At 66.6% G+C, this 12,512-nt stretch carries 14 protein-coding genes; all 14 read right to left on the reverse strand.

Annotated features, from left to right (window positions below; translation table 11 throughout):
• Positions 1-75: 75 nt before the first annotated feature.
• Entirely contained in the window at positions 76-465 is a 390-nt protein-coding gene (locus BN903_RS09095; RefSeq protein WP_048077437.1) for a hypothetical protein, read from the reverse strand.
• A gap of 136 nt (positions 466-601) precedes the next feature.
• Positions 602-2,107, reverse strand: coding sequence for an NADH-quinone oxidoreductase subunit N (locus BN903_RS09100; protein ID WP_048077438.1), 1,506 nt, complete (start codon positions 2,105-2,107; stop codon positions 602-604).
• On the reverse strand, positions 2,100-3,629 hold the full coding sequence (locus BN903_RS09105; protein WP_048077439.1) for a NuoM family protein: 1,530 nt from the start codon (positions 3,627-3,629) through the stop codon (positions 2,100-2,102). Before BN903_RS09105 ends, BN903_RS09100 begins: the two co-directional genes overlap by 8 nt.
• A complete protein-coding gene (nuoL, locus tag BN903_RS09110) occupies positions 3,629-5,677 on the reverse strand; it encodes an NADH-quinone oxidoreductase subunit L (protein WP_048077440.1) in 2,049 nt (682 codons plus the stop codon). Before nuoL ends, BN903_RS09105 begins: the two co-directional genes overlap by 1 nt.
• Before the next feature lies 1 nt (position 5,678).
• Positions 5,679-5,999, reverse strand: a complete 321-nt coding sequence (gene nuoK / locus BN903_RS09115) for an NADH-quinone oxidoreductase subunit NuoK (RefSeq protein ID WP_048077441.1) — start codon at positions 5,997-5,999, stop codon at positions 5,679-5,681.
• Positions 5,996-6,355: a hypothetical protein gene (locus BN903_RS09120; protein WP_048077442.1), complete on the reverse strand. Its 360-nt coding sequence runs from the start codon at positions 6,353-6,355 to the stop codon at positions 5,996-5,998. Before BN903_RS09120 ends, nuoK begins: the two co-directional genes overlap by 4 nt.
• Complete coding sequence (locus BN903_RS09125; RefSeq protein WP_006629673.1) at positions 6,352-6,618, reverse strand: NADH-quinone oxidoreductase subunit J; 267 nt, start codon at positions 6,616-6,618, stop codon at positions 6,352-6,354. The genes BN903_RS09120 and BN903_RS09125 overlap by 4 nt, the downstream gene beginning before the upstream one ends.
• Positions 6,619-6,661: 43 nt before the next feature.
• Positions 6,662-7,123 (reverse strand): NADH-quinone oxidoreductase subunit I, encoded by a 462-nt coding sequence (locus BN903_RS09130; RefSeq protein ID WP_006629674.1) that lies wholly within the window; start codon positions 7,121-7,123, stop codon positions 6,662-6,664.
• 1 nt (position 7,124) lies between these two features.
• Entirely contained in the window at positions 7,125-8,198 is a 1,074-nt protein-coding gene (locus tag BN903_RS09135; RefSeq protein WP_048077443.1) for a complex I subunit 1 family protein, read from the reverse strand.
• The gene (locus BN903_RS09140) at positions 8,198-9,862 is read right to left on the reverse strand and encodes an NADH-quinone oxidoreductase subunit D (protein WP_048077444.1); all 1,665 of its coding nucleotides are present in this window, start codon (positions 9,860-9,862) and stop codon (positions 8,198-8,200) included. The genes BN903_RS09135 and BN903_RS09140 overlap by 1 nt, the downstream gene beginning before the upstream one ends.
• Positions 9,859-10,557 carry an NADH-quinone oxidoreductase subunit B gene (locus BN903_RS09145; RefSeq protein WP_048077445.1) on the reverse strand — a complete coding sequence of 233 codons (699 nt, stop codon included), beginning with the start codon at positions 10,555-10,557 and terminating at the stop codon, positions 9,859-9,861. Before BN903_RS09145 ends, BN903_RS09140 begins: the two co-directional genes overlap by 4 nt.
• A complete protein-coding gene (locus tag BN903_RS09150; RefSeq protein ID WP_048077446.1) occupies positions 10,557-10,973 on the reverse strand; it encodes an NADH-quinone oxidoreductase subunit A in 417 nt (138 codons plus the stop codon). The genes BN903_RS09145 and BN903_RS09150 overlap by 1 nt, the downstream gene beginning before the upstream one ends.
• Before the next feature lie 154 nt (positions 10,974-11,127).
• Positions 11,128-11,736, reverse strand: coding sequence for a 5-(carboxyamino)imidazole ribonucleotide mutase (gene purE / locus BN903_RS09155; protein ID WP_048077447.1), 609 nt, complete (start codon positions 11,734-11,736; stop codon positions 11,128-11,130).
• A gap of 77 nt (positions 11,737-11,813) precedes the next feature.
• Positions 11,814-12,512 (reverse strand): ATP-grasp domain-containing protein (locus BN903_RS09160; protein WP_048077448.1); only part of this gene is annotated, 699 nt, incomplete at its 5' end.

Raw genomic sequence — 12,512 nt, forward strand, 5'->3', positions numbered from 1 at the left:
CCCTACGTGGCGGTCACGCCGGGCGACGGCGTCGGACTCGCGGCCCTCGTCGGCGGCAAGCTGTACGCGCGGTAGCTACGGCTCAGGCTCCGTCGAGTCGCCCGCTCTTTCTCTCGCCTCCGTCGACCCGTCCGCTCCAGCCTCCGCGGACTCCCCGTTACCCGTCTCACCGTCCGAGCCGGCGGGTCTCTCGGTCTCCGTCACGGTCACGTCCGCGAGCGTCGCGTCCGTCCGCGCGAGTCGTTCCGCCACGAGCAGTTTCTCCCGTCGCTCCAGCCGATTCCAGTCGAACTCGGCCGGCGGAGACGCCTCCAGCGCCTCGAACCGGTCGATCACGGCCTGATTGACGAACCGCTCGAACGAGTCACAGTTCGGGCAGGTGCGCGACAGGTGTGACGTGTCGAACGACCGCGTGACGGCGTGATCGAGACAGTTCAGACACCGGTAGATCGTGGTCAGAGACACGCTCGGATCAAGGTGCCGGACGGACGAGTATCTGTGGTCGCCGGCACGAGACCCGTCAGTCCGAACCGGTGGACCCGACGCTGGTTCAGCGAGTACGGAACCGACGGAAAACGGAAGTCACCCGGAAGGGGCGCGATCAGAACAGCGCGGACGCCGCCGCCTCGGCCGTCTCGATGACGGGACCGAAACCGGGCAAGAGTAGCACCGTCGCGACCGCCGCGAAGACGACCGCGGCGTACAGCGCCGTCGGCCGCACGTCGACCGCGTCGAGCGCGCTCGGCGACTCGGGGTCGTCCAAGAACAGCGCCTTCACGACCCGGCTGTAGTAGTACAGCGACACGACGCTGTTGACCGCGCCGAGCGCCGCCAGCCACAGGAAGCCGTTGTCGATGGCTGCCTGGAACAGGAAGTACTTCGAGAAGAAGCCGGCGAACGGCGGCAGGCCGGCCAGCGAGAACATGAACACGGCCATCGCGACGGAGGCGACCGGCGCGCGCCGCCACAGGCCCGCGTAGTCCGCGAACGTGCGGCCGACGCCCCACCGCTCCGCCATCGCGACGAACAGGAACGCGCCGGTGTTCATGAACCCGTAGACGAGCAGGTGGGCCATCGCCGCACCCATGACGGTGCCGTTCGCCGGCCCGTCGAGCGTGAGCGCGGCGACGCCGATGAGCGCGTAGCCGGCGTGACCGATCGAGGAGTACGCCAGCATCCGCTTGACCTCCTCTTGGACCGCGGCCGCGAAGTTCCCGAGCGTCATCGTGACGGCGGCTAAGATTGCGAACGCGAGCATCCAGTTGACGTTCGCCGAGACCGCCATCCCTAGCGGGAACGCCTCGGTGAACACGCGGAACGCGACGACGAACCCGGCGGCCTTCGACGCCGACGAGAGGAACGCACTGACGGGGGCGGGCGCGCCTTCGTACGCCTCCGGGGCCCAGAAGTGGAACGGGACGGAGGCGGTCTTGAACGCGACGCCGCCGATCATCATCACGACGCCGACGCCGAGGACGCCGGCAAGCCCCTCGATGGACGCCGACGCGATGTCCGCCAAGATGAGCGATCCGGTGGCCGCGTAGACGAGCGAGATGCCGAACAGGAAGATCGCCGACGACAGCGCGCCGACGAGGAAGTACTTCAGCCCCGCCTCGACGCTCCCGCGGTCCTGCTTGAGGTACGCCACCAAGACGTACGACGGCAGCGACACCATCTCCAAGGCGACGAACACGACCGCGAGCGAGTTCGCGACCGCGAGCAGCGCCATCCCCGTCGCCGCGAACAGCGTCAGCGAGTAGAACGCCGCCGGGTTATCGTGGTCGTGGAAGTAGTCGTGCGCCGCGACGACCACCAGCGCGGTCACCGACGCGAAGATGGCGGTGAAGAACAACGCCATCGTGTCGACCTTGATCGCGTCCGCGAACAGCGTGATCGCGCCGCCGGTGTCGACGCTTCCGGTGCCGGAGGCGACGAACCAGACGGTCACGGACAGCGAAGCGAGCGCGCCGAGCGCGCTCACGACCGCCATCGAGGTGTTCGACCGCGCGTCGGGGCTAATCGTGTCGACCAGAAGCAACACGAGACCGGTGGCCGCCAGCACCAGCGCCGGCAGCAGCGCCGTCACCTGCGGAAGCGTCTCAACCATTGATCGTCACCCCCTCGACCACGGGAACGGCAGCGTCACGTATCATCTCGAAGAAGATGTCGGGCGCGACGCCGAGCACGATGATCGCCACCAGAAGCACCGCGAGCGGGGCGACGTCGTGGAACGCCGCGGGACCGACCTCGTAGTCGGTTTCGAGCTCGAAGGGCCCGAACAGCGTGCTCTGCATCGCCGACAGCAGGTAGCCGGCGACGATGACGATACCGAACATCGCGAGCGCCGTGAACACCGGCGCGTACGGGAGCGCCGGCGCGGACAGCGAGCCGACGAAGATGAAGAACTCACCGGCGAAGCCGGCCATCAGCGGCAGCCCCATGTAGCCGAACGCGCCGGCGACGAGGATACCGACGGTGACCGGCATCCGGTCGGCCATGCCGGCCATGTCGCCGACCATCCGGGTGTGCGTCGTGTTGTAGATGACGCCGACCGCCATGAACATCAGCCCAGAGATGAGCCCGTGCGCGACCATCTGGAACGTCGCGCCGCCGACGCCGTACTCGGTGAACGCGATGAGCCCGAGGATGACGTACCCCATCGACGAGACCGACGAGTACGCGACGATCCGCTTGAGGTCCTTCTGTGCCAGCGCCAGCATCGCGCCGTAGATGACGCTGACGACCGCGATAGCCGCGATGGGCACCGCGAGCATCGACGCCTGTTCCGGCAGCATCGTGAAGTTGAACCGGAGCAGCGCGTACGTCCCCATCTTCAGGAGGACGCCCGCCAGCAACACCGACGCCGGGGTCGGTGCCTGAACGTGGGCATCCGGGAGCCACGTGTGGAACGGAACGATCGGGACCTTCACCGCGAACCCGAGGAACATCGCGACGAACGCGAACAGCGCGACCGTGTCCGGTGCGACGCCCAGCCACTCGCCCAAGTTACCCGCGGCGACCGCCTGTGCGATCTCCGGCAGGGCGAACGACGACACCGAGTCGCCGAGAGCGAACACGAGGCCCATGAAGCCGATGAACATCAGTAGCGACGCCGCGTTCGTGTACACGAAGAACTTGATCGCGGCGTACTTGCGGCGCGGACCGCCCCAGATCCCGATGAGGAAGTACATCGGGACCAGCACCGCCTCCCAGAAGACGAACCACAGGAAGAAGTCGAGCGCGGCGAACACGCCGAGCAGGTTCGCCTCCATGAACAGCATCAGCCCGTAGAACTGGCTCTGTCGAGTGTCGACGGGCGTCCACGCGCTGAGGATCGCCAGCGGCACGAGGAACGTGGTGAGGACGAAAAGCGGGAGGCTGATCCCGTCGAGTCCGACGAACCACGAGACGCTCCGGCCGCCGACTTCGAGCCACTCGATTTGGGTTGCGTACGCGATCTCGCCGCCGAGCAGCGCGTTGCCGCCGGCCTCGAAGCCGGACCACAGGTAGAGGCTCCCGACGAACGGGATCAGGCTGATCGCGAACGCCAGCCGACCGGCCCACTCGTCCGGCGCGAGGAACACCGTCAGCGCGCCGGCGAAGGCGACCGCCATGAGCGCTTCGAGCATCACAGGAACCACCCCCCGGTCGCGCCGAGCACGAGCAGCAGCGCGACGAGTCCGAAGGTGAGCAGCGCGGCGTACTGCGAGACGATGCCGGACTGTAGCTTCCGGATCCGACCGCCGCCGATCAGGCTCACCGAGGAGACGCCGTTAACGACGCCGTCGATGATTCCCTGATCGAAGACGTTCGCGCCGCCCGCGACATCTTCCGTTCGATACGCGAGCCAGACCTGCAGTTCGTCGAGGTAGTAGTTGTTGTACAGCACGTCTTTGATGCCGCCGAGCTTGGCGGTGTGTTCCGTCGGCGACGCCACGTTGTAGAGCCGCCAGGCGAGTCCGAGTCCGAGCAGCGCGAGTCCGAGGGAGACGGCCGCGCCGGCGAGGACGGTCCCGACCTCACCGCCGACGAGGTACTGACTGCTGTAGGGACCGAGGTCGCCGTAGTGGTGCGAGGAGAGCCCCTCGATGCCGCCCCAGTGGTTGTCGAGCCACAGGTGGAGCAGGTCGATCCCCTCGATTCCGAGCACCTTCTGGACCGGTACCATGTTGATGAAGCCGGTGACCACCGCGAGCGACCCGAGAACCGTCAGCGGCCCCTTTACGTTCCAGCGAACGGGTTCGGGGTCACGGGCGGTGTCGCTCCGGGGTTCACCGTGGAACGTCAGGAACACCATCCGGAAGGTGTAGAAGGCGGTCACGGGCACCGCGAGCAGCCCCATCAGGTACGCGCCGAACAGCAGGGGTTCACCGGGAGCGTGGACGAGCGCCTCGTAGAGAATCTCGTCTTTCGACCAGAAGCCGGCGAACGGGAAGATACCCGCGAGCGCGAGCGAGCCGGCGAGGAACGTGTAGTACGTCACCGGCATCTTCGAGCGCAGCCCCCCCATGTCCCACATGTCCTCGTTGTGGTGCATCGCGATGATGACCGACCCGGCACCGAGGAACAGTAGGGCCTTGAAGAAGGCGTGGGTCGTCAGGTGGAAGACCGCGGCCACGTACCCGCCCGAGCCGAGCGCGAGCATCATGTACCCGTACTGCGAGATGGTGGAGTACGCGAGCACCTGCTTCAGTTCGTCCTTCACCAGCCCCATCGTCGCCGCGAACAGGGCGGTGAAACCGCCGATGAACGCGATGACCGCGAGCGTCGTCGGCGTGAGCGCGTAGAAGCCGTACATCCGCGCGACGAGGTAGACGCCGGCCGCCACCATCGTCGCGGCGTGGATCAGCGCGGAGACAGGCGTCGGGCCCTCCATCGCGTCGGGGAGCCACGTGTGGAGCGGGAACTGCGCCGACTTCCCGACCACGCCGCCCAAGACGAGCAGGCCGACGACCGTCAGCCACGTCTGGAGTTCGAGGCCGCCGGGCGTCCACGCGACCGAGCCGGAGCCGTTGAGCGCCGCGTCGGCGAGCGCCGGGAACGACCCCTCGCCCGCGAACGAGGCGGTACCGAAGGTCGCGAACACCGCGACGACGCCGACGAGGAAGAAGTAGTCACCGAACCGGGTGACGAGGAACGCCTTCTTCGCGGCCGACGGCGGTCCCGGCTCCCGGAAGTTGAAGCCGATGAGCAGGTACGAGCAGAGCCCGACCAGCTCGAAGAACATGAACGCCATCAGCAGGTTGTCGGCGACGACGAATCCGAGCATCGACGCCGTGAACAGGCCGAGTCCGGCGTAGTACCGGGGCAGCCCCGTCTCGCCCTCGTCGTTCATGTAGCCGAGCGAGAACACGTGGACTAAGAGCGCGACGAGCGTCACGATGACGAGCATCAGCGCCGACAGGGGGTCGATCAGGACGCCGAACGTGAGTTCGACGTTCGTCGGACCGATCCCCGCGCCGCCCTCGCCCGCCCAGTGGTACAGCGTCTCGTTGTAGGCGCGGCCGCCGGCGACGGTCGCCGCGACCCAGATCGAAAGCAGGAACGACCCCGCCGTGGCCGCGATGCCGCCGAAGGCTCCGCCCTTCGGGAGATACCTGCCCGCGCCGAGCGCGATCAGGAACGAGAAGAACGGGAGGAGTACAATCGCCGGAACGTATGCGAATGCGTCCACCATTTTACCACCTCATCTCCGCGGGAACGGTCACGTCTGTCGTGCCGAAGTTGCGGTATAACACGAGTATGATGCCGATACCGATGGCAACCTCGGCGGCGGCGAGCGCGATGACGAACAGCGCGAACACCTGCCCCGTGAGGTCGCCGTAGTACAGCGCGAACGCGACGAAGTTGATGTTGGCCGCGTTCATCATGAGTTCGACGCTCATGAGGAAGTACAGGGCGCTCCGTCGCGTCAGCACGCCGAACAGTCCGATACAGAACACGGCCGACGCCAACAGCAGGTACCACGACGGCGGGATCGAGGCGGCGATGGCGGTCACCGCCGCTCACCTCCGTCGCGGCCGCCGTCGGTAAGCGCCTGCCCGACCGCGGAGACGATGGAGCCGTCCTCCTCGCGTTTCGCGAGGTAGACGGCCCCGTCGACCGCGACGTCGAGCGCGACCGCGGCGATTAGGAACGCCGCGAGGAACCCCTCGGCTCCGATCGTCGCAATATCGTACCCGCCGAGATTGAACAGGGAGTAGCCGATGTTGTGGACGACCGAGGCGTCGGCCGGGAAGCCGGCGAACTCGGCGTCGAACGCCGCCGCGTTGACCGTCGCGGCCAGCACGGCGAACAGCGCGCCGACAGCGATTGCGGGCGCAATCTTCGACCCGCGGCTCTCGTCGTTGCTCACGCGCGACTCACCTCCGTTTCGGAATCCGATCGCGTGAGCATCACGGCGAACGTGACCAAGATGAGGACCCCGCCAACGTAGACGAGGATCTGCATGGCGGCGATAAACTCCGCCCGCAGCATCACGTAATGCACCGCGACGCTCGTGAGGGCTCCGCCCAGAAGCAGCGCGGCGTGGAACACGTCGCGCGCTAGGACGACCCCAAGGGCGAACGCCAGCGTAACCGCGGCGAACAGCCCGAACGCGATGGTGACTTCAACCATTGTGTGTGTCTCCTATGAGAACCCCTTTGAAGATTTCGAGACGCTACTGGTAGTCGACCTCGCCGTCGCCCTCCCCGATCCACGCGCCGCGATCGGGATTTCGGGACTCCAGCGGGTCGATACCCTTGTACCACGGGACGTTCTTGAGCTGTTCTTTGTTGAACACGAAGTCGTCTTTCGTGTCCGCGGTGAACTCAAAGTTCTGCGTCAACAGGATGGCGTCGACGGGACAGACCTCCTCGCAGAGCCGGCAGTAGATGCACTGCCCGATGTGGAGGTTGTACTGCTCGCCGTTACGCTGGTCGTCCTGAACGATCTGGATGGTGTCGTTCGGGCAGACGTTCTCGCACTGCCGACACCAGATACATCGCTCTTGGCTGAACTTGTGGACCCCGCGGAACCGCGGGCTCACTTCGGGCGCGTCCTCCGGGTATTCCACCGTGAACGTCTTCCCGTCCAGCGCGTGTTTCATCGTCGTCGCCATGGATTTCATGAGTCCGATCATATCAGGCGATCACCCCCACGATTACGGCCGTGAGAACCAGGTTCGCGAACGACAGCACAAGCATACCCTTCCAGCCGATCTCGATCAGCTGATCGATCCGGACGCGGGGTATCGCCGCGCGGGCCCACTGCGTGAACAGGAAGAAGCCCCAGATCTTCACCACGAACCAAATGAAGCCGATGCTCTCCGGGCCGGGCCCGGAAGCGCCGCCGAGGAACGTCACGGCGAGGATCGCACCGCCGAGGAAGATGTGGACGAACTCCCCGAGGTAGAAGAGGACGAAGTACGCCGAGGAGTACTCCGTCTGGTACCCGCCGACGATCTCCGTCGGCGCTTCGGGGATGTCGAACGGGTTCCGTCCGATCTCGGCGAGGTTCGCCGTGAGGAACAGCACGAACGCGAACGGATTCACGAACGCGTACCACGACGGAATGGTGATGCCGCCGATGGTCACGAGCGTCTCCGTCTGCGCGCCGACGATGCCGCTCATCTGGAGCGTGCCGGCGAAGATCACCGCCGACATCGCCGTGACGATGAGCGGGATCTCGTACGCGAGGTTCTGCGCGACGGCGCGGAGGCCGCCGAGCAGCGAGTACTTGTTGTTCGACGCGTAGCCGGCCATCACCAGCGAGACGGAGGCGATCGACGCGAACGCGAACACCAGCGCGAACCCGACCTCCGGGTCCGCGAGGTGGAGGTTTATCGGGCCGATCCGTCCCATCGGGATGACGGAGAAGCCGAGCAGCGCCGACGCCGGCAGCAGGATCGGCGCGATGTCCCACGAGGGCCGGTCGACGCCCTCGGGGATGATGAGCTCCTTCGCGAGCAGCTGGACCGCGGCGGCCGGGATGATGAGCAGGCCGTAGGGCCCGATCCGGTCGACCGCGATCCGGTCGGTGAACGCGGCCGTGATCTTCCGTTTCGCCCACGGGCCCGCGACGCCCGTGAACGCGAGGATGATGTTGCCGACGACGAACGCGGCGACGAGCGACGCCGCGACCTCGCCGATCACGCTGTCGAGCCCGAGCGTGTCGACGATGAACTCGGGGAACAGCTGTGCGGGGGCCGTGCCCATCAGCGGTCCACCTCCCCGAGAACGACGTCGAGGCTACCGAGCGCGGCGATGACGTCGGGGATGTACTCCCCGTTCGCCATCTCCGGCAGCGTCTGGAGGTTCGAGAAGCACGGCGACCGGATCTTGAACCGGGCCGGCTTGTCGGTGCCGTCCGAGCGGATGTAGATGCCGAGTTCGCCCTTCGCGCCCTCGACAGCGCGGTAGATCTCGGTGTCGTCGTCCGGGCGCAGCGTGCGCGGCACGTTCGCCTGGATGTTCCGCTCGTCTTCGGGCCAGTCTTCGAGCAGGTCGACGCACTGCTCGATGATCTTCGCGGACTCCTCGACCTCGCGCATCCGGACGAGCAGGCGGCTGAAGTTGTCGCAGCCGTCCTCGGTGACGACGTCCCAGTCGAGCTCGTCGTAGTACCCGTACGGGTCGTCGCGACGCAGGTCGTAGTCGACGCCCGAGCCGCGGGCGACGGGACCGGTCGCGCCGTAGTTCTTCGCGACCTCCGGCGGGAGGACCCCGGTGTCGATCGTCCGCATCTGGAATATCTCGTTGGAGGTGATGAGGTTGTGGTACTCCTCGACGGACTCCGGCAGCTGGTCGAGGAAGTCGCGGGTGTCCGAGAAGAACGCCTCGCGGTCCTCCGGCAGGTCCCAGACGACGCCGCCGAGCCGGAAGTAGTTGAACATCAGCCGCTGGCCCGTCAGATCCTCCAGAAGGTTCTGGACGCGCTCGCGGTCGTTGATGGCGTACATGAACGTCGCCGTGAAGTCGCCGTTGATGTCGAGCGCGAACGTCGCCAGCGCGAGCATGTGCGCCGCGATCCGGCACATCTCCGCGCCCATCGTTCGGATGACCTGCGCGTACTCCGGGACCTCGATGTCCGCGAGGTCCTCGGCCGCGCGGGCGTACGCCCACTCGTTGAGCAGCCCCGCCGAGATGTAGTCCCAGCGGTCGGGGTACGGCATGATCTGGTGGCGGTAGGTGCCCGACTGCGCCATCTGTTCTTCGCTGCGGTGGAGGTAGCCGATATCGGGCTCGACGTCGACGACCTGCTCGCCGTCGAGGACCGTCTTCAGGTGTAAGACGCCGTGGGTCGCCGGGTGGTGCGGCCCGATGTTGAGGAACATCGTGTCGGACTCCTCGTCTTTGTGATGGTCCTCAAGCGGGTTCGCGTGCTCCGGCAGCGTCGCGATCTGGGGGCGATCCTTGTCGTAGTCCATCGACAGGGGGTGGCCCTGCCACGTCTCGGGGAGCAGGATCCGACGGAGGTCGGGGTGTCCCTCGTACTCGACGCCGATCAAGTCGTACGCCTCCCGCTCGTGCCAGTCGGCGGTGCGGAAGACGGGTTCGGCCGTCTCAGAGACGGGGTTGTCTTTGTCCGCGGGGACGACGACGCTGACCTCCTGAGTGGGGTCGTCGTACTTTTTCAGGTGGTAGATCGACTCGTAGCGGTTCTCGTACTCCTGTGCGGAGACGACCGAAAGGTGGTCGTACCCCGCCTGCTGTTTCAGGATCGAGAGCGTTTCCTGAACGGTGTCCGGGCGGATGACGAACCCGGGCGCGTTCAGATGGTCGTCGCGGGCGACGACAAGGTCGCCGAGCAGCGCCTCCAGCTCGTCTGGCGTGCGCTCGATCGCCGCGTCGTCGGTGGTATCCGGTCGTTCGAGGCTCATGGCGAATCAGCGAAGTTGTACCGCATGACGAGTTCGTCGTCGTCGATCTGGTCGGTCAGCTTGTCGACGAGTTCGTCCCGTTCGAGGTCGGAGAACTGTTCTAGCTCGTACGGCTTGACGGTGACGGGCGCGGCCTCGCCGTTGGCGACGCGCTCCTGTAGCTTCACGACGCCGTAGACGAGCGCCTCGGGACGGGGCGGGCAGCCGGGGACGTGGATGTCGATCGGGATGACCTCCTCGGCCCCCTTGATCACGTTGTACCCCTCCTGAAACGGGCCGCCGGAGATGGTACACGAGCCCATGCCGACGACGAACTTCGGCTCGGGCATCTGGTCGTAGACACGCTTCATCCGCGGGGCGAACTTCGAGACGATCGTCCCGGGGACGATCATCACGTCGGCCTGTCGCGGCGAGGCGCGGGGGACGCCCGACCCGAAGCGGTCGAGGTCGTGTTTCACCGCGTAGGTGTGCATCATCTCGATGCTACAGCAGGCGATGCCGAACTGCAGCATGAACATCGAGGAGCCCCGACACCAGTTCAGGAACTTGTCGAACTTGGTGAGGATAAAGGGCGAGGAGCCGAACGCCTCCCGGAGCCGGGAGTTGAACCGATCTCCCTGTCCGGTCATCCGGGCGTCTCGGGTCTCGGTTACGACCTGCGATTCGTCGGTGATAAACGGTTGATCACTGCTCATTAGTTGGGTTCCTCCGTCGTCTTTCTGCTGGTCGCGCGGGGGCTGCGGGCCCAGCTGATCGCTCCCGACCGCCACGCCCAGACGAGTCCGACCGCGAGGACTCCGACAAACGCCAACATCGGCCACAGCAGGTCGGCCATCGGAACGCCGGCCTGAACGGCCGGGCGGTAGATGACCGCCCACGGGAACAGCAACACGGTCTCGATGTCGAACACGACGAACAACAGCGCGACCATGTAGTACTGGATGTTGAACCGGATCCGCGTCCCGCCAGTCGGGGTCTCGCCGGACTCGTAGGTGGTACTTTTACCGGTCTCAGGCACGCTCGGACGGAGCAACGCCGACACTGTCATCATCGCTATCGGGATGAGCAGGCCGACGACCGCCAAGGCGCCAATCGCTATCCAATCGCTCATATAGGTCTCCGTAACGTGCTGGGGTTTGGACCGCCCCCTCATAAGCGTTGAGTCTTGTGCGTCCGGGGGTTTGCGGGCCGGTATCGGCAGTTCACGGCCGAAACCGGAAGTACGGCGGCGGCCGCGGACGAACCCCGGGACCGAACACGTTCCGCTACCGGTCGCGGAACCCGTCGACGCCCAAGTCGTGGAGGGCGGCCGAGACGTCAGCGACGCCCGCCTTCTGCTCGTCGTGGAGCTCGACCAGCCGCTCGGCGACAACGTCATGTTCGCGTGCGAGCACCTGCGCGGCCGAGAGGGCGGCGTTGTACGACTTTCCGGCGTCAACGGCGACGATCGGCGCGCCCGTCGGCATCCCGATGACGGAGTCCACCGACTTCTCCTGGACGGGGACTCCGATCACGGGGACGGGGTACGCGATCGACGCGGTCATGTTCGGCAGGTCGGCCGACTTCCCGCCCGCACCGGCGATTATCACGTCGAGGCCGCGATCCGTCGCCGTCTCGCCGTACGCGTACATCAGCTCGGGCGTCCGGTGTGCCGAGACGACGTAGCTCTCGTAGGTGAACCGCGCGTCCGGAGCGTCGTCGAAGTCGGTCTGCTCGGCGAAGCCGAGGTCGTCGAGCGCGTCGTAGGCGTCGGCCATGACGGGGAGATCGGAATCCGACCCCATGATGATCCCCACGTCGGGGGTCGTCGCCGGGTCGGCGTCCAACTGTGCCTCCGATTCGATCCGGTCGATGAGGTCGTCGACGGTGGTCATGTGTGCGAGTTGGCGTGTGTCGTATTTGGTCGTGCTGGATGCGGCGAGGCTGCGTCGGTCGACCCTGTCGGGACGGCTCAGTCGCGGAGCGTCAGCCCGTCCCGTAGCTCCCGCGTCCGGTCGAGCAGCGCGTCGCGCTCGTCGACCGAGACGGCGTCCGGGTCCGACTCGGCGTCCGTCACCGTGAGGTGGCCCATCTTCCGGAGCGGGTAGACGTCGTCTTTCCCGTACCAGTGGAGGTCGGCGTCGGGCGCGGCGAGGACCGTCTCGACGTTTCGGAGCGTCGCGGGCTGGGTCTCGTCGATGTCGCCGAGAATATTGGCGGTCACCGCGGGCGCGACGAGGTCGGTCGGACCGAGCGGCCAGCCGAGGACCGCACGGACGTGGTTCTCGAACTGCGAGGTGCGCGCGCCCTCGATCGTCCAGTGGCCGGAGTTGTGGGGGCGCGGCGCGATCTCGTTGACCAGCACGTCGCCCTCGCGGCTCTCGAACAGCTCGATCCCGAAGACGCCGCGGCCGTCGAGCACGTCGAGCACGTCGCGGGCGACCGACTGCGCCTCGGCGACGACCTCGTCGTCGGTGCGGGCGGGAGTGACGCTCTCGCGGAGGATCTCCTCGCGGTGAACCGTCTCCGTGACCGGATAGGTCCGGGTCTCACTGTCGGGCCCTTTCAGTCCCATCACGGCTATCTCGCGCTCGAAGTCGAGGAACTCCTCGGCCATCGCGGCACCGCCGACCTCGTCGAGCGCGTCGGCCGCGTCCGCGGGGCTCTCGAC

Source organism: Halorubrum sp. AJ67 (genome assembly GCF_000513435.1).

Excerpts from the sequence above, each read along its gene's own strand:
- BN903_RS09100 (WP_048077438.1), bottom strand. The coding sequence starts at position 2,107 with ATGGTTGAGACGCTTCCGCAGGTGACGGCGCTGCTGCCGGCGCTGGTG.
- BN903_RS09105 (WP_048077439.1), bottom strand. The coding sequence starts at position 3,629 with ATGCTCGAAGCGCTCATGGCGGTCGCCTTCGCCGGCGCGCTGACGGTG.
- nuoL (WP_048077440.1), bottom strand. The coding sequence starts at position 5,677 with ATGGTGGACGCATTCGCATACGTTCCGGCGATTGTACTCCTCCCGTTC.
- BN903_RS09125 (WP_006629673.1), bottom strand. The coding sequence starts at position 6,618 with ATGGTTGAAGTCACCATCGCGTTCGGGCTGTTCGCCGCGGTTACGCTG.
- BN903_RS09130 (WP_006629674.1), bottom strand. The coding sequence starts at position 7,123 with ATGATCGGACTCATGAAATCCATGGCGACGACGATGAAACACGCGCTG.
- BN903_RS09135 (WP_048077443.1), bottom strand. The coding sequence starts at position 8,198 with ATGGGCACGGCCCCCGCACAGCTGTTCCCCGAGTTCATCGTCGACACG.
- BN903_RS09140 (WP_048077444.1), bottom strand. The coding sequence starts at position 9,862 with ATGAGCCTCGAACGACCGGATACCACCGACGACGCGGCGATCGAGCGC.
- BN903_RS09145 (WP_048077445.1), bottom strand. The coding sequence starts at position 10,557 with ATGAGCAGTGATCAACCGTTTATCACCGACGAATCGCAGGTCGTAACC.
- BN903_RS09150 (WP_048077446.1), bottom strand. The coding sequence starts at position 10,973 with ATGAGCGATTGGATAGCGATTGGCGCCTTGGCGGTCGTCGGCCTGCTC.
- purE (WP_048077447.1), bottom strand. The coding sequence starts at position 11,736 with ATGACCACCGTCGACGACCTCATCGACCGGATCGAATCGGAGGCACAG.